Here is a 23,130-nt window from a genome sequence, read left to right as displayed (position 1 = left end):
AAATTGGAGGAGTAAAAATGGAATTTGATAATAATCAATATCTTACTTTTGCTTTAGGAAAAGGAAGATTGGCTAGTAAGACATTAGAGTTATTTGAACAAATAGGAATAAGATGCGATGAAATGAAAGATAAGAATACTCGCAAATTAATATTTGTTAATGAAGATTTAAAATTAAAATTTTTCTTGGCAAAGGGTCCCGATGTTCCTACTTACGTAGAGTATGGTGCTGCTGATATTGGAATAGTTGGTAAAGATACAATTTTAGAAGAAAACAGAAATATATACGAAGTATTAGATTTAGGATATGGAAAATGCAAAATGTGTATTTGTGGTCCAGAAAGCTCAAGAGAATTATTACAACATCATGAACAAATAAAAGTTGCTACTAAATATCCACAGATTGCAAAAGAATATTTTAATGAGAAAAAATATCAAACCGTTGAAATTATAAAATTAAATGGTTCAATTGAATTAGCTCCTATTGTTGGTCTTGCACCTGTAATATGTGATATTGTTGAAACAGGATCAACTCTTAGAGAAAATGGTTTGGTTGTTTTAGAGGAAGTTTGTGATTTATCGGCTAGAGTAGTAGTAAATCAGGTCAGTATGAAGATGCAAAACAAAAAAATAACAAAAATTGTTAGGGCACTTCAAGAACAGATTGAAAAAAACAAAAAATAAGAGAAATAAGGTATAGTGTAAAAATATCTTATTAAAAATTTATGAAGAATAAATGAATAATGTATTATTTAAAGTGCTTGGAGGAATACTATAATGAGAATGTTGACATTAACAAAGGATGTAAAAGAAGAATTATTAGATAAACTAATTAAAAGAAGTCCAAATAACTATTCAGAATTTGAAGAAAGAGTAAATTCAATTATAAACGAAGTCAAAGAAAGAAAAGATGATGCTTTATTTGAATTTACACAGAAATTTGATAGAGCATCCATAAACAAAGATAATGTTTTAGTTACAAAAGAAGAAATTGAAGAGGCATATGAACAGGTCGATAAAAAGCTTGTAGAAGTAATAAGAAAAGCAAAAGAAAATATTTCAATATATCATGCAAAACAAAAACAGAATTCTTGGTTTACAAGTGAAAATGGCAAGCTTTTAGGTCAAAAAGTAACACCTTTAGAGAGAGTTGGTGTATATGTTCCAGGAGGAAAAGCGGTGTATCCATCTTCAGTTCTTATGAATGTTTTACCTGCTAAAGTAGCTGGAGTAGAAGAAATAATAATGTGCACTCCTCCAATGGAAAATGGAAAAGCTTACGCACAAACATTAGTTGCTGCTAATGAAGCAGGCGTAGATAAAATATACAAAGTCGGTGGAGCGCAGGCAATAGCGGCAATGGCTTTTGGAACAGAGAGTGTACCAAAAGTAGATAAAATCGTGGGACCAGGTAATATTTATGTTGCATTGGCTAAGAAAGCAGTTTTTGGCTATGTTGGTATTGACTCAATTGCAGGACCAAGCGAAATTCTTGTACTTGCTGACGAGACAGCAAATCCTAGATATGTTGCTGCTGATTTATTGTCTCAGGCAGAACATGATGAACTTGCGTCAGCTATTTTAGTTACTACTGATGCTGAACTTGCTCAAAAAGTTGATGAAGAAATAATAAACTTTACAAAAGAATTATCAAGAAAAGAAATAATTGAAAAATCTTTAGATAATTATGGATATATTTTGGTTGCAGAGAGCATGGATGAAGCAATAAGCACATGCAATGATATTGCATCAGAACATTTAGAGATTGTTACTAAAAATCCATTTGAAGTTATGACAAAAATAAAGAATGCTGGAGCAATTTTCTTGGGTGAATATTCAAGTGAGCCATTAGGCGACTATTTTGCAGGTCCAAATCACGTTTTACCTACTAATGGAACAGCAAGATTCTTTTCACCACTTGGGGTAGATGATTTTATAAAAAAATCAAGTATTATATCTTATTCAAGAGAATCATTAGAAGAAGTGTATAAGGATATAGTTTATTTTGCAGAATCTGAAAAACTTACAGCTCATGCTAATTCTATAAAAGTTAGATTTGAAAAATAAAAGGAGAAAGTGATATGTCAAGTGAAAGAATAGCTCAAGTAGAAAGAAAAACAAGAGAAACAGATATTAGAGCAATTATTGATATTGATGGTGAGGGGAAATCAAAAGTCAGTACAGGAATTGGCTTTTTTAATCACATGTTAGAAGGTTTTTCAAAGCATGGTTTTTTTGATTTAAACATTCAGTGTGATGGTGATCTAGAGGTGGATTGCCATCATACAATTGAGGATTGCGGAATCGTATTAGGAGAAGCTATTAAAGAGGCTGTAGGAGACAAAAAAGGGATAAGACGATTTGGAAGTTCTTTTGTTCCAATGGATGAAACTTTGGTTTTATGTTCATTAGATTTATCAGGAAGACCTTATTTAGTTTTTGATGCTGATTTTACAACGGATCGAGTGGGTAATTTTGATACAGAAATGGTAAAAGAATTTTTTTATGCGATTTCATATTCTGCTATGATGAACATTCATATAAAAGTGCTTAGTGGAGAAAATAATCATCATATTATTGAAGCAATGTTTAAAGCATTTGCAAGAGCTTTAGATGATGCAACAAAGTTCGACGATAGAGTTAAGGGAATTTTATCTACGAAAGGAAGCTTATAGAATGCAAAAAAAAAGTGTAGTAGCTACATTGTATTTAAAAAATGGTGTTGCTGTTAAAGGAGAAAATGATTTTACAACAGTAGGTGATGCTTTAGATTTATGTAAATATTATAATGATAATGGTTTTGATAAAATTATAATTCTTGATTTGTTTGAAAATGATATTGAACAAGAAAAAAATATAAGGGTTATTAAACAGATTAATAAACAAATTGATATAAAGGTTTGTGCAGGAAATCTTGAAACACAAGCATCAGATGTAAAAAAATATTTGTATGCAGGTTGTGTAGAGGTGATTTTTAATGGTCAAAAACCAACTTCATTAAGTGCAGCTATTGAAGTAAGTAAAAATTATAGTAAAGATATTGTTGTTGTAGGAGCTAATTCTGTTGATTTTATTTTCAAACAAAAAGATGTGATGAATAGATGTTTTCATGAAATAGTTTTGAAAAATACAGAATTAATAGAGTTGGTTGAAAATACAACCAGTATTCCGTACATTGTTTGTTTAGAAGAAATCGATATTGATAATATTATTAAAATTTTACATCATGGAAATGTTAGAGGTATATGCGTGGACAGCTTTTATAACAAAAAAATTGATATTATGGATTTAAAGAATAGATTGGCTAAAAATCATATAAAGATGGATAATTATGAGCCGGAATTACATTGGAATGATTTGAAAAAAAATTCAGACCAAATGGTACCAGTTATTGTGCAAGATTACAGAAATGATGATGTACTTATGCTTGCATATATGAATGAAGAAGCATTTAATGCTACTATATCTAGTGGAAAAATGACATATTGGAGTAGAAGTAGAAACGAACTTTGGGTAAAAGGACTTACATCAGGACATTTTCAGTACGTAAAGTCCTTGACGGCAGACTGCGATTTTGATACCATATTAGCTAAAGTGTCTCAAATCGGAGCAGCGTGTCATACAGGAAATCGTACATGCTTTTTTAATAATATAATTCAAAAAGAATATGTTGAGAAGAATCCAATAAAAGCTCTTGATAGTTTGTATGACTCTATAAAAGATTTTCGAGATAACGCATCTGATAGAGTAGAAAATGAACTCTTATTAGATGGCGGAACAGATGAGATACTCCAAAATGTAGGAGAAAAGTTCATCAATATTTTATTATCATATAAAACAATAGATCAAACTGATTTTAAAATAGAAATGTCTGACTTCCTATATAAAATAATGATACTTATGGTTGAAAAAGGAGTGACTTGGGAAGACATTATTAAAGAAATGTCTCCAAAATAAAAATATGACAAAATTAGCATTATCAGATAGTATTTTGATGAAGGTTGAGAAACCGGCAAGATATATTGGAAATGAATTAAATAGTGTAAAAAAAGATAAAAATCAAGTCGATGTAAGATTTGCTATGGCTTTTCCAGATGTGTACGAAATTGGAATGTCGCATTTAGGAATTCAAATTTTATATGATATGTTCAATAAAAGAGAAGACACGTGGTGTGAGCGTGTCTATTCGCCATGGCCAGATTTACATAAAATCATGAAAGAAAAAAACATACCTCTTTTTGCATTAGAATCTCAGGAGCCGGTTAAAAATTTTGATTTTTTAGGTATAACTTTACAATATGAAATGTGTTATACAAATATTTTGCAATTATTGGATTTGAGCCAAATTCCACTTTTGGCAGCTGAAAGAACTAATGAGGATCCAATCGTTATAGGTGGAGGTCCATGTACATATAATCCAGAGCCGATAGCAGACTTTTTTGATATGTTTTATATCGGAGAAGGAGAAATTATGTATGATGATTTGATAGAGTTATATAAATCTATGAAAAAGGCTAATAAATCTAGAGAAGAATTCTTACATGAAGTTTCAAAAATCGAAGGTATATATGTACCATCTTTATATGATGTTACATATAAAGAAAATGGTACAATTGATGAGATGATTCCAAAATTTGAAGATGTGCCTAAAAAGGTAAAAAAACAAATAGTAATGGATATGACAGAATCTGTTTATCCAGAAAAACCTATTGTACCTTTTATTAAGGTTACACAAGATAGAGTTGTTCTTGAAATTCAAAGAGGATGTATTAGAGGATGTAGATTTTGTCAAGCAGGAATGATTTATAGACCTAATAGGGAAAAGAATGTTGAAAGACTAAAAGACTTAGCTGTAAAAATGTTAAAAGCAACGGGGCATGAAGAAATATCATTGAGTTCTTTGAGTTCGTCAGATTATTCACAATTAGATGAATTGATAACATTCTTAATTGATAATTGTAATGGAAACGGAGTTAATATTTCTTTACCTTCGTTACGTATTGATGCGTTTTCTTTAGATATTATGAGTAAGGTTCAAGATATCAAAAAAAGTAGTCTTACCTTTGCGCCTGAGGCAGGTTCTCAAAGATTACGTGATGTTATTAATAAAGGCTTAACTAAAGAGGTAATACTAGATGGAGCTCATCAGGCATTTCTTGGTGGCTGGAATAAAGTAAAGCTATATTTCATGTTAGGATTGCCTACTGAGACAGAAGAGGATATGAAAGCTATTCCAGAACTAGCAAATGAGATTGCGGCATTGTATTATGACACTGTTCCAAAACAAGAACGTAATGGAAAATGTCAGATTACAATTTCAACTTCATTTTTTGTTCCAAAGCCTTTTACACCATTCCAGTGGGCGGGAATGTTTGAACCAGAGGAGTATTTAAGAAGAGCTAAGATAGTTAATGATACTGTAAAAGCACAATTAAATCATAAAAGTATAAGATACAACTGGCACCAGGCAGATGTTACATTGTTAGAGGGTGTCTTGGCTCGTGGAGATAGGAAACTTTCACAAGCAATATTATATGTATATGAGCATGGAGGTTTCTTTGATGCATGGAGCGAATTCTTTAATTATGATTTATGGTTAGAAGCATTTGAAAAATGTGGAATTAGTATAGATTTTTATGCAATTAGACAAAGAGATGAAGACGAAGTCTTCCCATGGGATTTTATTGATTGTGGAGTGACAAAAGAATTTATGCTTAGAGAGTGGCATACAGCACTTTCAGAAACAGTTACACCTAATTGCCGAATGCGTTGTTCGGGATGTGGTGCTAGAAAATATCTTGGAGGTGTATGCTATGAGAATAAGAATTAAGTTTAAAAAATATGGTGCCATGAAATTTATTGGACATTTGGACATGATGAGATATTTTCAAAAAGCCATGAGACGTGCAGAAATTGATATATGTTATTCAGAAGGATTTTCACCTCATCAAATAATGTCCTTTGCAGCACCATTAGGTGTTGGTATTACGAGTGATGGAGAGTATTTAGATATAGAGGTAAATTCAACATATAGCACTAAAGAAGCAATAGAAAGATTGAATGCTACTATGGTTGAGGGCGTCGAAGTTTTAGATTATGTTGAATTGTATGAAAACGCTAAAAAGGCAATGTCAGTTGTTGCAAGTGCAAGTTACACTTTATCGTACAAAGAAGGCTATAATAGCCCATATACTGCTAATGAGTGGAAAGAAATTATAAAAGAAAAATTCATAGATAGAAGTAGCTTTATTATTATAAAAAAGACTAAAAAAAGTGAAAAAGAAATGGATTTAAAACCATTAGTTGAACAGTTTGATGTTTCAGATAATGCTGGAACTATTGAATTTTCAATAAAAGTGACTACTGGTAGCACCAATAATGTTAAGCCTGAGCTTGTTTTACAATCAATTTATAAAGAATTAAATCTTGAATATGATACAGATGCGATTCAAATTCATCGTAAAGATGTATTTGCTTTTAATGATAAAGAAGAGTTGGTTCCATTAATTGCATTTGGAAGGGAGATTTTATAAAGATGAATCGCTTAGCGATAACAAATGTGGAGATATATAACAAAACATATTTAGCGTATAATTTATTAGATGAAAATAGAGATTTGCTTGATTTTCAACTGTTTTTGAATGATTCTATTTTGAACAATATTTATATTGGAAAAGTAGAAAATGTTATAGAAAACTTAAATGCTGCATTTGTGAGAATTTCTCCAACTCAAAGATGTTATCTTCCTTTGAATAAGGTTAATAATATTATTTATACGAAAAGAAATAGTACTAGAAAGCTTTTATCTGTTGGAGATGAGATAGTCATACAAATAGTAAAAGAAGCTATTAAAACAAAGGAACCAGTGGCAAGTTGTGATTTTACACTTGAGGGAGATTATGCTCTGGTTACAACACGAAATAAGAAGATGAGTGTCTCTAGAAAATTAGATGTAGATCAAAGAAAAAAAATGATTGATTTATCTTTAAAATATAAAAGTAAAGACTATGGAATATTAATTAGGACTAATGCAAAAGAAGTCAAAATAGACATGGTTGAGAAAGATATTATAAAACTGACGACTTTATTTAATAATATAAAAAGTTTTTCAGAACATAGGAGCATGTATGATGTTCTCTATAATGCACCTAAGGGTTATATTTCTAAGATAAAAAGTCAGAATGCCAAGAATATTGATTACATATATACAGATATAGAAGAAGTTTATCAGCAAATTAAAGAACATTTAGGTTATCTTTGTGATAGAGAGGTTATTAAGTTTTATGATGATAAAGACGTAAGTTTAAAGACGCTATATAATATAAGACGTTTTGTAGATGAACTTACTCAAAAAACAGTAAAACTAAAATCTGGTGCTAACATTATAATAGAATCATTAGAAACATTAACAATTATTGATGTTAATACTAGTAAGGGCTCAAAACAAAAAAATGTAATTGAAAAAGTAAACTGTGAAGCAGCAGTTGAAATAGCTAGACAGCTTCGACTGAGAAACATTAGTGGAATGGTAATTATAGATTTTATTAATATGGATTCGAAAAAACAAAATGAGAAGCTTATTCAGTGTTTGAAAGCTGAGATATCAAAAGATTCTGTTAAAACTGATTTTATTGATATTACAAAATTAGGTTTAATTGAGCTGACACGAAAGAAAACATCAAAATCATTGGTAGATATTTTACGATAATATTTAATATAAATTTTATTTTGTTTTATATTTTTTAATTGACTTATCAATATATGTATGTTATTATACTTGAGTATGCCGCACAGTTAGGTATAAGTGTAGTGAATTGTAATTGACTATCACCAAAACTGGCGAGTAATGATAATAGGAGGTGCCATATGTACGCAATTATAGCAACAGGTGGTAAACAGTATAAAGTAGCCGAGGGCGATATCATTACCATTGAAAAGCTTGGTGTTGAAGCTGGTGAGAAAGTTACTTTTGATCAGGTTTTAGCAGTATCAGGCGATAGCTTTAAAGCAGGTAATCCAACAGTAGAAGGAGCATCAGTAGAAGCTTCAGTTGTTGAAGAAGGTAGAGCTAAAAAGATTATTGTATACAAATACAAGAGAAAAACTGGATATCACAAGAAAAACGGACATAGACAGTCATTCACACGTGTTAAGATTGAAAAAATCAATGCTTAATTTATAGAATTATGATTACAACAAAATTCTATAAGGATAAAAAATCAAGGCTTGTCGGTTTTACATTTGATGGACACGCAGAATTCGCTGATCCAGGAGAAGATGTTGTGTGCGCAGCAGTTTCTACAGTTGTTTATGCAACTGAAAATGCAATTGATAAGCTTACTAAAGTTAGATATTCGTGTGGTTTTAAGGACGGATATGTTGACTTGAGAGTGGATACTAAGTGTCTTCGTGGTAGACATGATGTTCAGCTGTTATTGAGAATGTTAGAATTGTCAATAATAGACATTAAGAATAAATATGGTGAAGATTATATAACCATTAGTTATGAGGAGGTGTAAGACATGTTAGAATTGAACCTTCAGTTGTTCGCTCATAAAAAAGGAGTTGGTTCTACAAAGAACGGTAGAGACTCAGAGTCTAAGAGATTAGGCGCTAAAAGAGCAGATGGACAGTTCGTTAAAGCTGGTAATATTTTATATAAACAGCGTGGAACAAAAATTCATCCAGGTGTAAACGTTGGTAAAGGTGGAGATGATACACTTTTTGCTAAGGTTGATGGTATTTTAAGATTCGAAAGAGTTGGAAGAGATCGTAAACAAGCTTCTGTTTATCCAGTAGCTAACGATTAATTTTCTTATTGTAGCCCCGACTGTAAAGCCGGGGCTCTTTATATAAGTAAATACAATGTTTCTGATTAAGGATGCTGTTATTTTTTTATATAAGGAGTTCCGTTAGAACAAGGGCTATTTGTAGTTATAAACATAAACATGAGTTTTGAGGTGATAATATGTTTGCAGATCGCGCGAAAATAATTATAAAATCAGGTAAGGGTGGTAATGGACACGTGTCATTTAGACGTGAAAAATATGTACCTAACGGTGGACCTGATGGTGGAGATGGAGGTAAGGGTGGAGACGTTATCTTTGTTGTAGATAAAGGTCTTAATACACTTACTGATTATAGACATCGTAGGAAATTTGCTGCTGAACCAGGAGATGAAGGTAGCAAAAAGAAAATGCATGGAAAAAATGGTGCAGATTTAATTTTGAAGGTTCCAGAAGGAACAATAATAAAAGATGCCGAAACGGGAAGAGTTATTGCGGATATGTCTGGCGATAATCAAAAAGTAACTGTTTTACGTGGTGGTCGCGGTGGAAAAGGAAATGTTCATTATGCAACACCAACTATGCAGGCACCTAAATATGCTCAGCCAGGTGGAGAAGCAGTTGAAATAGAAGTTTTATTAGAACTAAAAGTTATTGCTGATGTTGGCTTGGTTGGATTCCCTAATGTTGGTAAGTCAACATTTTTATCAAGAGTAACTAATGCTCAACCTAAAATTGCAAATTATCATTTTACAACATTACAACCTAATTTAGGAGTTGTTGATTTAGATGAAGGCTTTGGATTTGTTATAGCTGATATTCCTGGTTTGATTGAAGGTGCATCGGAAGGTGTAGGATTAGGCCATGAGTTTTTAAGACATATTGAACGTACAAAAGTAATGGTTCATATGGTTGATGCAGCCGGAACAGAAGGAAGAGATCCAGTTGCAGATATTAAAGCTATCAATAAGGAATTAGAGGCGTACAATCCAGAATTATTAAAAAAACCACAAGTTATTGCGGCTAATAAAATTGATGCAATTTATGGTGAAGAAAATGAAATAATTGAAAAACTAAGAGATGAATTTAAAGACGATGGAATAGAGGTTTATCCAATTTCTGCTGTAAGTGGAAAAGGATTAAAAGAACTTTTATATTGTGTCAAGAATTTATTATCTACTCTTCCACAAGGAGCTACTGTTTATGAGTCAGAATTTGATCCATCAGTTAAAGTTAGTAGCGAGGAACCATGTATTGTTCGACAAGAAAGCGATGATGTTTATGTAGTTGAGGGACAAAGAGTAGAAAGAATGCTCGGATATACTAATATTGAAAGTGAGAAAGGTTTCTTGTTCTTCCAAAAATTTATGAAAGATCAAGGAATCCTTGAAGAGTTGAAAAATTTAGGAATTCAAGATGGTGATACAGTAAGAGTTTGCGATTTTGAATTTGATTATTATGAATAATATTAAACATAACATTTAAAAATTTAAATTATATAGAATAGTAAGTTATACAAATAAAGGAGATACTATGACAAGTAAACAACGTGCGTATTTAAGTAGTTTAGCAAGTACATTGACACCAATTTTTCAGGTGGGTAAATCATCACTTACTCCTGAAATCGTACAGGCAATTGATTTAGCATTAGAAAAAAGAGAACTTATAAAAATTTCAGTGTTAAAAAATTGTGCTGATGATCCAAGAGAAATAGCTGAAATAATGGCAGAAAGAACACACTCAACTGTTGTAAGAGTTATTGGAAAGAAAATAATTTTATATAGAAAAGCAAAACGTAATCCTAAAATCAATTTACCAAAGTAGTAATTGATTTTAGATGTGAGTACATGTTTTAAATATTATATGATACATTCGAAAAGTTAAAGACAGATGTAGGCGGATGATATGAGAATAGGAATTTTAGGTGGTTCGTTTGACCCTATACATAATGGACATGTGTATATGGCTAAAATGGCAAAAGAAAAATGTAAATTGGATAAAGTAATAATTGTTCCGGCTGGACATTCTCCTAATAAAGATGAAAGCAAGATGGTTACTGGAGATGATAGAAGTACTATGTGTAAGTATGCAGTTGAGAACATAAATGGAATAGAGATATCGGATATAGAAGTATTATCTGATTCAAGAAGCTATACATATATTACAATTAAGAATATGTATGATAAGTATCCACAAGATGAATTATTTTTCATTATGGGAGCTGATTCTATAGATTACTTTGAAAAATGGAAGAATCCTGAAATTATTGCAAAGTATTCAGATATAATTGTTATTAATAGAGATGAATATACGAATGAATATCTTGAAAAAAAAATCGAGTATTTAAATACTATTTTTCCAGTAAATGTTTTTGTTGTAGAATGCCCTAAAATTGACATTTCATCTACTACAATCAGATCTTTGTTTATGAATAAAGAATATGAAGAGGCAAAGAAATTTTTAAATGATAAGGTTTTTGAATATATAATTAATCAGAATCTATATTAAATTTTTGAAGGGATGGCTAAAAGGCGGTGTACGACATAAAAAGTATTAGAAAAAAATTAAAAAAAGAACTTGATAAAGATAGATATGAACATACAAAAGGTGTTATGTATACTTGTGCATGTTTAGCAATGGCAACAGGTTATTCAGATATTGATAAGGCAATGTTAGCTGGCGTATTACATGATTGTGCTAAATGTATATCAGATGATGAAAAAATAAGGATATGCAGAGATGCTGATGTTGAAATATCTGATGTTGAAATTGAAAATCCATTTTTGTTGCATTCTAAAGCAGGCGCTATTGTTGCTAAAGATAAGTATGGTGTTGATGATGAAGAAATATTAAATGCTATACGTGTTCATACGACAGGAATGCCAGGTATGAGTTTGTTGGATAAAATAGTGTATGTAGCAGATTATATTGAACCACGTCGAAACAAAATGCCAAGGCTTCAGTTTATTCGTAAAATTGCATTTGAAGATATAGATAAATGTGTTGCTTATATTTCAGGAGATACCTTAAAGTATTTACGTTCAAAAAAAGGTTCAATAGATAAGACAAGTGAATTAACTTACGAATACTATAAAGAATTTATTCGTGGAGATATGAAAACTGTCACTGAAGAAAAGTTGGAGGATTAAGAATGGAGTTATTAGAGATTGTAAAAAAAATAGCAAATGCGTTAGATGATAAAAAAGCATTTGATGTTAAAGTTTTAGATATTACTAAGATTTCTGTTTTAGCAGATTATTTTGTATTAGCGAGTGGAGATAATTCAAGTCAATTACAAGCTATGATGGATATTGTTGAAGAAGTAATGTATAAAAATGGAATCAACAGTAAGCGAGTAGAAGGTAGTGCTAATTCATCTTGGATTTTGATGGATTATAATGATGTTGTAATTCATATCTTTAACAAAGAAGAAAGAGAATTTTACAACCTTGATAAAGTTTGGTCGGATGGCGAACTTGTAGAATTTTAGTTCTGATTTTAATAAAAAATATTTAATAGTATAAATTGTCCATAGAAGAACTATTAGAGAGTTTTTATGTAACATACCTGTCTATGTAGAAATATTATTATATGTATTTTTTAGAATAACTCCTAGCCTGGAATTGATAGATGTTTTATAGATTAAATGATTCTATCATATCCTGTGAGGAGTTATTCTATTATATATAGATAAGTCTGTATTGTATATGTAAAAAATTATAAAAATCTAAAAACACCGACAACTTTACCAAGAATAGAACATTTTTTAACAATGAGAGGATCAATTGTTTTATTTTCGGCTTGTAGACGAATGTGGTCATTTTCTTTAAAAAACTTTTTAACAGTTATTTCATCATTAATTAAAGCGACTACTTTATCGCCATCAGAAACCTTGGCAGTATATTCAACTAGAATTAAATCATTATTATAGATTCCAGAGTCAATCATGCTATCATCTTGAATCCTTAGCATGAAAGAATTTGGGTTAGGCATTTTTTCTTCTGGAAGTGGAAAATAGTCTTCGATATTTTCACTTGCTGTAATTGGCAAATCGGCTGTGATTTTTCTAATTATGGGTACAGCTACTATATTTTTGCGGATTTCATTAAAACTATTATCTAGGATTTCAATGGCTCTTGGTTTGGCTGGATCTCGTCGAATATAACCATTACGTTCTAACGTTTCTAGATGAGCGTGAACTGAAGAGGTAGATCGAAGATTTACGGCTTCACAGATATTTCTAACTGTTGGGGGATAACCTTTTTGGGTGATTTCTGACTTTATATAATTCAATATTTGTTGTTGTTTAGCGGAGATTTTTCCGTACGCCATTTTGATGACCTCCATAATATTAATATTAGGTACATGATAGCATACATAATTATTTTATGCAAACATATATTCAGTATATGATATGTTGCAAAATAGGTGCCTTTACTATATAATTTTATCTTATAAGGGTAAGAAAAAAAGAAAGAGAAAAAGTATGTTTAAATTATTTTATGTTATTTTTATGAATTTATTTAGAGCTCCATATATGATTCCGAAGATGAGATTTTGGGCTGATCATCCTGAATATTATTCCGAAGAAAAAAGATATTCTTTAGTAAGACATGTAATAGAATTGATGAATAAAACGGGACGTATTCATACAATTTCGTCCGGGGAAAACAATTTGCCAGAAGATTCAGGCTATATAATGTATCCAAATCATCAGGGAAAGTATGATGTCTTGGGAATAATTAACACACATGATAAACCTTGTTCATTTGTTATGGATAAAAAGAAATCGTATACAGTTTTAGTTAGAGAATTTGTCGATTTAGTTGGTGGCAGAAGACTAGAAATTAATAATCCTAGACAAGGAATGAAAATAATTTCACAGGTTGCAGAGTCTGTAAAAGAGGGACAGGCTGTGATTATTTTTCCTGAAGGTGGCTATAAAAATAATAATAGGAATATTTTGACAGATTTTAAACCAGGTTCCTTTAAGATTGCTTTAAAATCTAAGGTACCAATTGTTCCAGTAGCATTAATTGATTCATATAAGGTTTTTAATGCAATAAGCTTTGGAAAAATAAAGACGTATGTGCACTATTTGGAACCTATTTATTATGATGAATACAAGGGAATGAAAACTAGAGAGATTGCATTAGAAGTCAAAAGAAGAATTGAACAAAAAATTGCAGAAGAGATGAAAAAAATCAATTCTGAAAAATTATAATAGTATTACAAACTTTGAAGGAAAAGCTTGAACTAATTAATCAAGTGTGATAGAATAAATAAATGTTAAAGGCTGTGAATGTGCATAGTAGGTATGAATACATGTTAAGAGAGAGGAAGTTATAAGCTGGAAGCTTCCTTACATAAGGTTCATTATTGAATTTCACACAGGAGCTGCGCAAATGAAGGCCTGTAAATTGATTATAGAGTTGGGTAGTTTGTGACGTTAATACACGTTAAGTATATGAGAGCTTATTTAATGCAATAGTAAATAGTATTGTTTTTATTGTATTTAGATGGGAATCAGGGTGGTATCGCGGATATTAGTTTCGTCCCTATTTTGTGGGATGGAGCTTTTTTTTTGCGTAATTATTTAAATTTAAAAGCTAATTTATATGCTATAAATTTAGATTGTAAAATAAATATTTGAAGAATAAGTAAAAGGAGACGAAAATGAACGAAAAATTGCTAGAGATTAAAGATAGCGCTATTCGCCAGATTAAAGAGGCATCGAACTTAAGTGCATTAAATGATGTAAGAGTTGCATTTTTAGGAAAAAAAGGTGAATTAACTGCGGTATTGAAGAGTATGAAAGATGTTAAACCAGAAGATCGCCCAAAAGTTGGTCAGATGGTTAATGAAGCTAGAAAACAAATAGAGACTATTTTAGAAGAAACTAAAGTAAAATTGGAAAAAGAAGCTTTAGACATTAAACTAAAGGAAGAAGTTATTGATGTTACATTACCAGCTAAAAAGAAGAAAGTTGGACATTCACATCCAAATACATTAGTGTTAAATGAAGTTGAACGTATTTTTACAGGTATGGGATATGAAGTAGTAGAAGGACCGGAAATTGAAGAAGATTATTACAATTTTGAAGCTTTAAATATTCCAGCTAATCATCCAGCTAAAGATGAACAGGATACTTTTTATATTAATGACAAAATCCTTCTTAGAACACAGACTTCACCAGTTCAGGTTAGGGTTATGGAAAGACAAAAACCTCCAATTAGAATGATTGCTCCAGGTAGAGTTTTCAGAGCTGATGAAGTTGATGCAACACATTCTCCATCATTCCATCAGATTGAAGGTATGGTAATTGACAAGAATGTAACATTCTCAGATTTAAAAGGAACATTAACTAAGTTTGTTAGACAGATGTTCGGTGATGATACTAAAGTAAAATTTAGACCACATCATTTTCCATTTACTGAGCCATCAGCTGAAATGGATATTAGTTGCTTTAAATGTGGTGGTAAAGGATGTAGATTCTGTAAGGGCGAAGGCTGGATTGAAATCTTAGGTTGTGGAATGGTTCATCCTAAGGTTCTTAAGATGAGCGGAATTGATCCAAATGAATATCAAGGATTCGCATTTGGTGTAGGCCTAGAACGTATTACACTTCTTAAATACGAAATTGATGATATGAGATTATTATATGAAAATGATGATAGATTTTTAGAACAATTCTAAAGGTAAATTATATTTTGTTTATTTGAATTGTGATATAGAATCAAAAAAGATGGAGAGGATAGAAGGATGAATACATCATTAAATTGGATTAAAGATTTAGTACCAGGATTAGAGTGTACTGATCAAGAATATATGGATGCAATGACATTATCTGGAACTAAAGTAGAACAGGGTGTCAGATTAGATAAAGATCTTGATAAAATTGTAATAGGTAAAGTAGAAAAAGTTGAACAGCATCCAGATGCTGATAAGTTGGTAATTTGTCAAGTTAATATTGGACAAGACGAGTTGATTCAGATTGTAACAGGTGCTCCAAATGTTTTCGAAGGTGCAAAAGTTCCAGTTGTATTAGATGGAGGAAGAGTCGCTGGAGGACATGATGGAAAACTTGTTGAAGGTGGAGTAAAAATCAAAAAAGGAAAACTCAGAGGCGTTGAATCATATGGTATGATGTGTTCAATTGATGAACTTGGTTCTACAACTGAGATGTTCCCAGATGCAGCAGAAGATGGATTATACATTTTACCAGATGATGCCGTAGTAGGTGAAAGTGCAGTATCATATTTAGGACTAGATGATTTAATAGTTGAATATGAAGTTACTTCTAACAGAGTTGATTGTTTTTCTATTTTGGGAATTGCTAGAGAAGCAGCAGCAACTTTTGATAAGAAGTTTGTACCACCAGTAGTAAAAGAAGTAGGAAACTCTGAAAATGTAAATGATTTCATTAAAGTAAGAGTTGAAAACAATGATTTATGTAAAAGATATACTGCAAGAGTTGTAAAAAACGTTAAATTTGCTCCTTCACCAAAATGGATGCAAAACAGATTACGTGCACAGGGAATCAGACCAATTAATAATTTAGTAGATATTACTAATTATGTAATGGAAGAGTTTGGTCAACCAATGCATGCATATGATTTATCAACAATTAGCGGAAATGAAATTGTTGTAAACACAGCTAAAGATGGTGACGAATTTGTAACATTAGATGGTCAAACAAGAAAACTCGATGAAAATATCTTGATGATTAATGATGGAGAAAAACCTGTAGGTATTGCTGGTATCATGGGTGGAGAAAACTCAATGATAACAGAAAATGTTAAGGATGTTCTTTTTGAAGCAGCTTGTTTTGATGGAACAAATATCAGATTATCTAGCAAAAAATTAGGCATGAGAACAGATGCATCTTCAAAATTCGAAAAGGGATTAGATCCTAATTTAGCTCTTGTTGCTATGAATAGAGCTTGTCAGTTAATTGAAGAATTAGGTGTAGGTGAAGTTGTAGGCGGAGCAATTGATATATATCCTGTTAAGAGAGAAGGAGTTAAAATTCCTTTTGAACCTGAAAAGTATAATAAACTTTTAGGAACAGATATTGATAAAGATACTATGATTTCTTATTTCAAAAAGATTGATTTAGTATATAATGCTCAAACAAATGAAATAGAAGTTCCTTCTTGGAGACAGGATTTATTGTGTGATGCTGATATTGCAGAAGAAGTTATTCGTTTTTATGGATACGATAAAGTACCAACTACACTTCCAAATGGTCAGTCAACTACAGGAAAGATTTCATTCAAACATTATATTGAAAAAATGGTAAAAAACACTGTAGAGCATTGTGGATTTTCACAGGGTATGACATACTCATTTGAAAGTCCAAAAGTATTTGATAAATTACTTCTAGATAAAGATGATGAATCAAGAAAAGCAATCAAGATTGCTAATCCTCTAGGTGAAGATTATTCTATCATGAGAACTTTATCAGTAAATGGTATGATGACATCTTTATCAACTAACTTTGGTAGAAGAAATCAGAATGTTAGATTATATGAATTAGGTAATGTATATTTACCAAAACAGCTTCCAATTACAGAACTTCCAGATGAAAAAATGAAATTAACACTTGGAATGTATGGAGAAGGTGATTTCTTCGACATGAAAGGCTTTATTGAAGAAGTATTTGAGTCTGTAGGAATGAGAGATAAGGTAGAATATTCACCAGAATCTAAATTAAATTTCTTGCACCCAGGTAGACAAGCTAATGTAATTTATAACGGAGAAGTAATTGGATACATTGGCGAGGTTCATCCAACAGTTGCATCAAATTATGCAATAAAAGGTAGAGTTTATCTTGCAGTATTAGATATGGAATCTATCACTAAGAATGCATCATTTGATTATAAATATAAACAAATTGTTAATTTCCCAGCATCTACAAGAGATTTATCTATGGTAGTGCCTAAGGATGTTTTAGTAGGAGATATAGAAAAAATATTTGATCAAAGAGGTGGCAAATATTTAGAAAGTTATAAATTGTTTGATATATATGAAGGTGAACAGATTAAAGAAGGCTTTAAGTCAGTTGCATATTCATTAGTATTTAGAGGAAAAGAAAAGAATCTTGAAGAAAACGATATTACAAAAGCAATGAAGAAGATTTTAAATGGTCTTGAAGGATTAGGAATTGAACTTAGAGCATAAAAAGTTTATAGAAAGATTTTAGAGGTTTTTAAAATGGATGTAAAAGATTTTTATTACGACCTTCCACAGGAGCTAATTGCCCAAGATCCACTAGAAGATCGTTCAAGTTCTAGATTATTATTATTAGACAAGAAGTCAGGTGATATCAAACATAAACATTTTAGAGATATTACACATTTTCTTAGACCTGGAGATTGTTTGGTAATTAACAATACAAAAGTTTTACCTGCAAGATTATATGGTGTTAAGGAAGATACTCAAGCTAAAATAGAGATTCTTCTCCTTAAAAGAAAAGAAAACGATATTTGGGAAACTTTGGTTAAACCAGGTAAGAAAGCAAAAATTGGAACAAGAATTATTTTCGGAGAGGGTATATTAGTTGGCGAGGTTGTCGATATAATAGAAGAAGGTAATAGATTGATAAAATTCTATTATGAAGGTATTTTTGAAGAAATTCTTGATCAATTAGGACAAATGCCACTTCCACCATATATAACACATCAGTTAGCTGATAAAAACAGATATCAAACTGTTTATGCAAAATATGATGGTTCAGCAGCAGCACCAACAGCGGGTCTTCATTTTACACCTGAGTTATTACAGCAAGTTAGAGACATGGGAGTTGATATTGCTGAAGTTACTTTGCATGTTGGTCTTGGAACATTTAGACCGGTTAAGGTTGAAAATGTATTAGATCATCATATGCATTCTGAGTTTTATATGGTGTCTAAAGAAGCGGCGGATAAAATCAATAAAGCAAAGGAAACTGGAAATAGAGTTATTGCAGTTGGTACTACAAGTACTAGAACTCTTGAGGCAGCGGCAGATGAAAATGGTATGCTAAAAGAGACAAGTGGATGGACGGAAATCTTTATATATCCAGGTTATAAATTCAAAGTAATTGATGCTTTGATTACAAATTTCCATTTACCAGAGTCAACTCTTGTGATGTTAGTTTCAGCGTTAGCCGGACGTGAGCATGTATTAAATGCATACGAAAAGGCCATTGAAGAAAGATATCGTTTCTTTAGTTTTGGTGATGCGATGTTTATTACAGATGATATTATAGGAGATGAAGAGTAATTTTTTGTCATATATTAAAATTGTAAAAACAATATTGCCAAAGATATATGATTGTAATATTATATATTCATAGAGGCTTTGTTTGAAATTAGATAAGATAAAATAATGCCAGCACTTATGACAACATAAAGGAGAATATGATATGGAAGAAAAGCGTAAACATAAAAGGCTTGATTTAGACGTATCTATTCAATTGGAACGTTTAGATCAAGAAGGTATAACTACATTAAAATATGTTCATGTTACAGTAACAGATATTTCAAGAAGTGGTATAGGTTTTACAGCTAATCAGAAACTCGATGTTGGTACTTATTATGATACAAAGATTCAAATATGGACTCAAGAAGTTGTGGATGCAGTTATAGAGATAGTCCGCAGAGAAGACAATGAGGATGGTTCTTACCATTATGGATGTGTTTTCATAGGAATGACAGATACAGATGCATTAAAGATAGATATTTATCAGATTTTTAATGATTTGTAATCGTTTTATACAATTTTTGAAGAAGTCAAGTTTTGTATTAATAAAGATAAACAATAAGAGTGTGGTTGTATTTATTGATCACACTCTTTTGTTGTATAATGTTGAATGATAACCAAGTTAATAAATTCAGTAACATTCAATAGACATTGAATTAATTTAGAGACAAGTAACCAAGGGTACATTGAAAAAATATTAACTAGATAAATTTATAGATATGGAGTATTAGATATGAAAGTGATAAAAGAATATAATGTAAAAAAGCTTAATAGGCAGGATCAAATTGAAGTATTAGTGCCAGGTTCAAAAAGCATAACAAATAGAGCATTGTTGTTAGCGGCATTAACGAATAGTAATTGCAAGGTTGAAGGAATACTATTCAGTGATGATTCTAGACATTTTTTGAAGGCATTACAAGATTTAGGCTTTAAGGTTGTGGTTGACGAAAAAAATGCAATTGTAAATATTGAGGGGAAAGGTGGTAAAATTCCAAATCAAAAAGCAACAATAAATGTAGGAAGTGCTGGAACGGCAGCACGTTTTTTGACAGCTTTTTGTGCTTTGAATGAAGGTGAGTATACAATAAATTCTTCTGAACAAATGAAAAAAAGGCCTATGAAAGAATTGCTAATTGGTTTAGAAGAGTTAGGTGTTAAGATTGAATATTTGGATGAAAAATATCATTTCCCATTAAAAATACACAATGAGGATACATCAATTTTAAAAAACAAAGTAACAGTCGATATAAATAAAAGTAGCCAGTTTTTAAGTGCTTTGTTGATTTCGTCAATTATATTAAAAAAAGATTTTTATATTAATATCACAGGGGTTCATGGAATGGCCTATGTTAAGATGACAATTAAAATGATGAAACAGTTTGGAATAGAAGTTGAACAATTCGAAAACAAAACTTATAAAATAGCAAAAGATTCATCATATAGTTGTAGTGAATATAAAGTTGAGCCAGATATTTCAGCAGCTTGTTATTTTTATTCAATAGGCGCTATTTGTGGAATTCCTGCAAAGGTAAAAGGTGTAAAAAAAGAATCACTTCAAGGAGATATAGCTTTTCTTGATGTTTTAAAGGATATGGGATGTGCAGTAGAAGAGGATGAAGAGCACGAAATTGTTGTCAAACCAAGAAGTGAAGTAAAATCTAATCGACTAAAAGGCGGAAGCTGGGATTTATCGATGTTTTCAGATCAGGCATTAACTTTAGCTGCAATATCAGTATATGCAGATTCTCCAGTTACTATAAAAAACATTGGACATATTAGATTTCAGGAATGTGACAGAATAAATGCAATAGTATCAAATTTGCAGGCACTAAATGTTGAGTCAGAGATTAAGAACAATTCAGATGGTAATGTAGATGTTGTGATATATCCAATTGATAATTTTGATCAAAAAGTTATACAGCAATTCGATGAGTCAAAAAAATTTATAGAAATAGAAACATATGAGGATCATAGAGTTGCGATGGCTTTTGCATTAACAGGATTAAGAAATGGTTGCATTACTATTAAGAATCCTTTATGTTGTAAAAAGACATTTGAAAATTATTTTGAAGTGTTAGAGGGATTATATTAAGGAATAAAGAAAAGGGAAAAAGAAAAAATAATAATGAAATAAAAAAAGAATCAAAACTTGCACGCTGATTTTAAAATGCAGGATTTGATTCTTTTATCTTATTAAGGATAAGATTAGTTTTTATAGAAAGTATAACGTCTATGTTTATGATTTTCTTTGGTAAATAGTATAATTCTTGGATTTAAGAATTTCCTTGGATTTAATTAATGATAATTCATCATAGAATTCTATTCTTAAAACGCCTTCTTCAAATTCTCGATTATTAATTATACCTATATTTTTAATACTGATTTGATTAGTAGCTAAAATAGTGGCAATTGTTGCAATACTTCCAGCTTCATCAACAAGATCTAAATACAGTTCGTATGTCATTTGTTGTAAATTCGAAACAGGAATTAACATTGAATCTCTGTATTCTTTACAGTTTTCAAAATAAGAAAATAAATCTGGTGAAGAGGGATCTTTTAACAGAGTTTTCTTTAGAGAATTTAATCTGTTGACAAATTTATCCATGAGATTCGTTATTTCTTTAGTGTTTGACATACAAATGCTTTGCCACATTGCTGGAGAAGATGAAGCGATTCTAGTCATATCTCTAAAACCTCCGGCAGCAATAGTTTTCATTATTTGATCATTATTATCGATTTCTTCAATCAAAGAAACAAGTGAAAATGCAATCATGTGTGGTAAATGGCTAATTGCAGCTGTTGCATGATCATGAAATTTGTAATCTAAAATTAATGGAATTGAACCAAGAGAGGATACAAATTTTGAAAATTCATTCAATTGCTCCTTTGTTGTTTTTTCAGTTGGTGTGATTATATAATATGCATTTTCTAAAAGGTAACGATTTGCATTTGCTAAGCCAGTTTTTTCAGATCCAGTCATTGGATGCCCGCCGATGAAATTATTTTCGAGACCAAGTGAAGATACATTTTCATGTATTTCTGTTTTTGTGCTCCCAACATCTGTTATTATGCAGGATGGTTTAATTATATTCTTTAAATCTTTTAAATATTCAATATTATTTTTTACTGGTGCACAAAGAAAGATACAGTCACATTCACTAAAAGCCTTCATTGGAAGTAATGTGTTATTATCTATAAGTTCAATATTAAAAGCATCAATAATAGTTTTTTCATGTTTAGCTGTTGCTATTATCTTTATTTCCGGATTATCATGTTTTATTTTTTTTGCAATTGATGCCCCAATTAATCCTAATCCGATAAACCCTATTTTTGTTATTTTCATAAAGTCCTCCTAAAATTGTCTAATCCACTTACAATTGTACTATATTTTTTGGGTTAGTCAAACACTTTATTGATTTAAATTTATAAATTGTTATAAAGTTCAGGAAAAAAACTAAAAAGTTGTTGTGAAATAATAGGAGCAATTAGTTCATTATCACTTTCAGGATGCTGAAAAAATGTGATAAATGAAAAACTAGAAAAATAACATTCTAACTTAATACTGTTTTCTTTGGTATTAGGTAAAGTACTAAACGAAAAAATCTTATCGATTAATAGTTGAATTATCATTTTAGCAAATTCATGACCGATAAATGCATCCTTTATATCAAATAAATATTTGGGTATTTTGACAGTTTTTTTCTTTTTATTTAAATTAAGAAGTTTAAGGGTAAATTGAGTTGGATCGTTAGAGAAGTCTTCCCAAAAATCTACACATTCAATAAATTGAGTTAAATATTGTTGTAATGTTTCACGATAAAGGTCATAGATATCGTTGTAATGTAAATAAAAGGTACCTTTGCTAATCATAGCATTTTGGCAAAGCTCGGTCACTTTGATATTTGAAATTGATTTATTATTAAGTAGTAAAACTAAAGAGTCTTTTAATAATTTTTTTGTTTTTAAAACACGAAGATCATTAGAATTTGCATTTTTTTTCATAGTTTCCTCCATAACGATAAATAAAATATAATAGCAAAATAAATAGACAATATCTTTATTTAGTCTATTATTTGACAAAAATAATTATTTGATTATTG

The 23,130-nt window shown here is 30.7% G+C and carries 24 protein-coding genes and 1 other annotated feature; of the genes, 21 read left to right on the top strand and 3 right to left on the bottom strand.

What is annotated here, in order from left to right:
• Positions 1–17: 17 nt before the first annotated feature.
• From hisG to rsfS, 15 genes are all read left to right on the top strand, one after another.
• Positions 18–683, top strand: a complete 666-nt coding sequence (gene hisG / locus BLV79_RS01390) for an ATP phosphoribosyltransferase (RefSeq protein ID WP_074715464.1) — start codon at positions 18–20, stop codon at positions 681–683.
• Between the two features lie 93 nt (positions 684–776).
• On the top strand, positions 777–2,066 hold the full coding sequence (gene hisD, locus BLV79_RS01385) for a histidinol dehydrogenase (protein ID WP_074715461.1): 1,290 nt from the start codon (positions 777–779) through the stop codon (positions 2,064–2,066).
• A 14-nt stretch (positions 2,067–2,080) separates the two neighbouring features.
• Positions 2,081–2,674: an imidazoleglycerol-phosphate dehydratase HisB gene (gene hisB, locus BLV79_RS01380; protein WP_074715458.1), complete on the top strand. Its 594-nt coding sequence runs from the start codon at positions 2,081–2,083 to the stop codon at positions 2,672–2,674.
• A gap of 1 nt (position 2,675) precedes the next feature.
• A complete protein-coding gene (gene hisIE / locus BLV79_RS01375) occupies positions 2,676–3,956 on the top strand; it encodes a bifunctional phosphoribosyl-AMP cyclohydrolase/phosphoribosyl-ATP diphosphatase HisIE (protein ID WP_074715456.1) in 1,281 nt (426 codons plus the stop codon).
• Between the two features lie 4 nt (positions 3,957–3,960).
• Positions 3,961–5,829, top strand: coding sequence for a TIGR03960 family B12-binding radical SAM protein (locus tag BLV79_RS01370; protein ID WP_074715452.1), 1,869 nt, complete (start codon positions 3,961–3,963; stop codon positions 5,827–5,829).
• On the top strand, positions 5,813–6,532 hold the full coding sequence (locus BLV79_RS01365) for a TIGR03936 family radical SAM-associated protein (protein WP_074715449.1): 720 nt from the start codon (positions 5,813–5,815) through the stop codon (positions 6,530–6,532). The genes BLV79_RS01370 and BLV79_RS01365 overlap by 17 nt, the downstream gene beginning before the upstream one ends.
• Before the next feature lie 2 nt (positions 6,533–6,534).
• On the top strand, positions 6,535–7,707 hold the full coding sequence (locus BLV79_RS01360) for a ribonuclease E/G (RefSeq protein WP_074715446.1): 1,173 nt from the start codon (positions 6,535–6,537) through the stop codon (positions 7,705–7,707).
• Between the two features lie 158 nt (positions 7,708–7,865).
• Positions 7,866–8,174: a 50S ribosomal protein L21 gene (gene rplU, locus BLV79_RS01355; RefSeq protein ID WP_022748121.1), complete on the top strand. Its 309-nt coding sequence runs from the start codon at positions 7,866–7,868 to the stop codon at positions 8,172–8,174.
• 11 nt (positions 8,175–8,185) lie between these two features.
• On the top strand, positions 8,186–8,518 hold the full coding sequence (locus BLV79_RS01350; RefSeq protein WP_074715443.1) for a ribosomal-processing cysteine protease Prp: 333 nt from the start codon (positions 8,186–8,188) through the stop codon (positions 8,516–8,518).
• A 3-nt stretch (positions 8,519–8,521) separates the two neighbouring features.
• Positions 8,522–8,809, top strand: coding sequence for a 50S ribosomal protein L27 (gene rpmA / locus BLV79_RS01345; RefSeq protein WP_074715441.1), 288 nt, complete (start codon positions 8,522–8,524; stop codon positions 8,807–8,809).
• A 158-nt stretch (positions 8,810–8,967) separates the two neighbouring features.
• On the top strand, positions 8,968–10,251 hold the full coding sequence (gene obgE / locus BLV79_RS01340) for a GTPase ObgE (RefSeq protein ID WP_074715438.1): 1,284 nt from the start codon (positions 8,968–8,970) through the stop codon (positions 10,249–10,251).
• Between the two features lie 67 nt (positions 10,252–10,318).
• Positions 10,319–10,609: a ribosome assembly RNA-binding protein YhbY gene (gene yhbY, locus BLV79_RS01335; protein WP_074715436.1), complete on the top strand. Its 291-nt coding sequence runs from the start codon at positions 10,319–10,321 to the stop codon at positions 10,607–10,609.
• Between the two features lie 81 nt (positions 10,610–10,690).
• A complete protein-coding gene (gene nadD / locus BLV79_RS01330; RefSeq protein ID WP_074715433.1) occupies positions 10,691–11,293 on the top strand; it encodes a nicotinate-nucleotide adenylyltransferase in 603 nt (200 codons plus the stop codon).
• Between the two features lie 26 nt (positions 11,294–11,319).
• The gene (gene yqeK, locus BLV79_RS01325; protein WP_074715430.1) at positions 11,320–11,934 is read left to right on the top strand and encodes a bis(5'-nucleosyl)-tetraphosphatase (symmetrical) YqeK; all 615 of its coding nucleotides are present in this window, start codon (positions 11,320–11,322) and stop codon (positions 11,932–11,934) included.
• 2 nt (positions 11,935–11,936) lie between these two features.
• Positions 11,937–12,275, top strand: coding sequence for a ribosome silencing factor (rsfS, locus tag BLV79_RS01320; RefSeq protein ID WP_074715428.1), 339 nt, complete (start codon positions 11,937–11,939; stop codon positions 12,273–12,275).
• 227 nt (positions 12,276–12,502) lie between these two features.
• Here rsfS and lexA read toward each other — a convergent pair whose 3' ends face one another.
• Positions 12,503–13,117 (bottom strand): transcriptional repressor LexA, encoded by a 615-nt coding sequence (gene lexA / locus BLV79_RS01315; protein WP_074715425.1) that lies wholly within the window; start codon positions 13,115–13,117, stop codon positions 12,503–12,505.
• A 154-nt stretch (positions 13,118–13,271) separates the two neighbouring features.
• Between lexA and BLV79_RS01310 the strand changes: the two genes are divergently transcribed.
• The 6 genes from BLV79_RS01310 to aroA all read left to right on the top strand — a co-directional run bounded on the left by BLV79_RS01310 (position 13,272) and on the right by aroA (position 21,122).
• Positions 13,272–14,009, top strand: coding sequence for a lysophospholipid acyltransferase family protein (locus BLV79_RS01310; RefSeq protein WP_074715422.1), 738 nt, complete (start codon positions 13,272–13,274; stop codon positions 14,007–14,009).
• Between the two features lie 65 nt (positions 14,010–14,074).
• Positions 14,075–14,348 (top strand) — a binding site (T-box leader).
• A 113-nt stretch (positions 14,349–14,461) separates the two neighbouring features.
• Positions 14,462–15,481, top strand: coding sequence for a phenylalanine--tRNA ligase subunit alpha (gene pheS / locus BLV79_RS01305; RefSeq protein WP_074715420.1), 1,020 nt, complete (start codon positions 14,462–14,464; stop codon positions 15,479–15,481).
• Between the two features lie 66 nt (positions 15,482–15,547).
• Positions 15,548–17,968: a phenylalanine--tRNA ligase subunit beta gene (pheT, locus tag BLV79_RS01300; RefSeq protein WP_074715417.1), complete on the top strand. Its 2,421-nt coding sequence runs from the start codon at positions 15,548–15,550 to the stop codon at positions 17,966–17,968.
• Positions 17,969–18,001: 33 nt separating this feature from the next.
• Positions 18,002–19,051 (top strand): tRNA preQ1(34) S-adenosylmethionine ribosyltransferase-isomerase QueA, encoded by a 1,050-nt coding sequence (queA, locus tag BLV79_RS01295; RefSeq protein WP_074715416.1) that lies wholly within the window; start codon positions 18,002–18,004, stop codon positions 19,049–19,051.
• 142 nt (positions 19,052–19,193) lie between these two features.
• Positions 19,194–19,535: a PilZ domain-containing protein gene (locus BLV79_RS01290; protein WP_074715413.1), complete on the top strand. Its 342-nt coding sequence runs from the start codon at positions 19,194–19,196 to the stop codon at positions 19,533–19,535.
• Between the two features lie 228 nt (positions 19,536–19,763).
• Positions 19,764–21,122 (top strand): 3-phosphoshikimate 1-carboxyvinyltransferase, encoded by a 1,359-nt coding sequence (gene aroA, locus BLV79_RS01285; protein WP_074715410.1) that lies wholly within the window; start codon positions 19,764–19,766, stop codon positions 21,120–21,122.
• 144 nt (positions 21,123–21,266) lie between these two features.
• Here aroA and BLV79_RS01280 read toward each other — a convergent pair whose 3' ends face one another.
• Positions 21,267–22,373 carry a prephenate dehydrogenase gene (locus tag BLV79_RS01280; protein ID WP_074715407.1) on the bottom strand — a complete coding sequence of 369 codons (1,107 nt, stop codon included), beginning with the start codon at positions 22,371–22,373 and terminating at the stop codon, positions 21,267–21,269.
• 80 nt (positions 22,374–22,453) lie between these two features.
• Entirely contained in the window at positions 22,454–23,032 is a 579-nt protein-coding gene (locus BLV79_RS01275; protein ID WP_074715404.1) for a TetR/AcrR family transcriptional regulator, read from the bottom strand.
• Positions 23,033–23,130 lie beyond the last annotated feature (98 nt).

Source organism: Lachnobacterium bovis DSM 14045, from assembly GCF_900107245.1.
Lineage (GTDB): Bacteria > Bacillota > Clostridia > Lachnospirales > Lachnospiraceae > Roseburia > Roseburia bovis.
Note: the sequence above shows the minus strand (reverse complement) of the source record. Positions and strands in the feature narration are given on the sequence as shown.

Excerpts from the sequence above, each read along its gene's own strand:
- hisG (WP_074715464.1), top strand. The coding sequence starts at position 18 with ATGGAATTTGATAATAATCAATATCTTACTTTTGCTTTAGGAAAAGGA.
- hisD (WP_074715461.1), top strand. The coding sequence starts at position 777 with ATGAGAATGTTGACATTAACAAAGGATGTAAAAGAAGAATTATTAGAT.
- hisB (WP_074715458.1), top strand. The coding sequence starts at position 2,081 with ATGTCAAGTGAAAGAATAGCTCAAGTAGAAAGAAAAACAAGAGAAACA.
- hisIE (WP_074715456.1), top strand. The coding sequence starts at position 2,676 with ATGCAAAAAAAAAGTGTAGTAGCTACATTGTATTTAAAAAATGGTGTT.
- BLV79_RS01370 (WP_074715452.1), top strand. The coding sequence starts at position 3,961 with ATGACAAAATTAGCATTATCAGATAGTATTTTGATGAAGGTTGAGAAA.
- BLV79_RS01365 (WP_074715449.1), top strand. The coding sequence starts at position 5,813 with ATGAGAATAAGAATTAAGTTTAAAAAATATGGTGCCATGAAATTTATT.
- BLV79_RS01360 (WP_074715446.1), top strand. The coding sequence starts at position 6,535 with ATGAATCGCTTAGCGATAACAAATGTGGAGATATATAACAAAACATAT.
- rplU (WP_022748121.1), top strand. The coding sequence starts at position 7,866 with ATGTACGCAATTATAGCAACAGGTGGTAAACAGTATAAAGTAGCCGAG.
- BLV79_RS01350 (WP_074715443.1), top strand. The coding sequence starts at position 8,186 with ATGATTACAACAAAATTCTATAAGGATAAAAAATCAAGGCTTGTCGGT.
- rpmA (WP_074715441.1), top strand. The coding sequence starts at position 8,522 with ATGTTAGAATTGAACCTTCAGTTGTTCGCTCATAAAAAAGGAGTTGGT.
- obgE (WP_074715438.1), top strand. The coding sequence starts at position 8,968 with ATGTTTGCAGATCGCGCGAAAATAATTATAAAATCAGGTAAGGGTGGT.
- yhbY (WP_074715436.1), top strand. The coding sequence starts at position 10,319 with ATGACAAGTAAACAACGTGCGTATTTAAGTAGTTTAGCAAGTACATTG.
- nadD (WP_074715433.1), top strand. The coding sequence starts at position 10,691 with ATGAGAATAGGAATTTTAGGTGGTTCGTTTGACCCTATACATAATGGA.
- rsfS (WP_074715428.1), top strand. The coding sequence starts at position 11,937 with ATGGAGTTATTAGAGATTGTAAAAAAAATAGCAAATGCGTTAGATGAT.
- lexA (WP_074715425.1), bottom strand. The coding sequence starts at position 13,117 with ATGGCGTACGGAAAAATCTCCGCTAAACAACAACAAATATTGAATTAT.
- BLV79_RS01310 (WP_074715422.1), top strand. The coding sequence starts at position 13,272 with ATGTTTAAATTATTTTATGTTATTTTTATGAATTTATTTAGAGCTCCA.
- pheS (WP_074715420.1), top strand. The coding sequence starts at position 14,462 with ATGAACGAAAAATTGCTAGAGATTAAAGATAGCGCTATTCGCCAGATT.
- pheT (WP_074715417.1), top strand. The coding sequence starts at position 15,548 with ATGAATACATCATTAAATTGGATTAAAGATTTAGTACCAGGATTAGAG.
- queA (WP_074715416.1), top strand. The coding sequence starts at position 18,002 with ATGGATGTAAAAGATTTTTATTACGACCTTCCACAGGAGCTAATTGCC.
- BLV79_RS01290 (WP_074715413.1), top strand. The coding sequence starts at position 19,194 with ATGGAAGAAAAGCGTAAACATAAAAGGCTTGATTTAGACGTATCTATT.
- aroA (WP_074715410.1), top strand. The coding sequence starts at position 19,764 with ATGAAAGTGATAAAAGAATATAATGTAAAAAAGCTTAATAGGCAGGAT.
- BLV79_RS01280 (WP_074715407.1), bottom strand. The coding sequence starts at position 22,373 with ATGAAAATAACAAAAATAGGGTTTATCGGATTAGGATTAATTGGGGCA.
- BLV79_RS01275 (WP_074715404.1), bottom strand. The coding sequence starts at position 23,032 with ATGAAAAAAAATGCAAATTCTAATGATCTTCGTGTTTTAAAAACAAAA.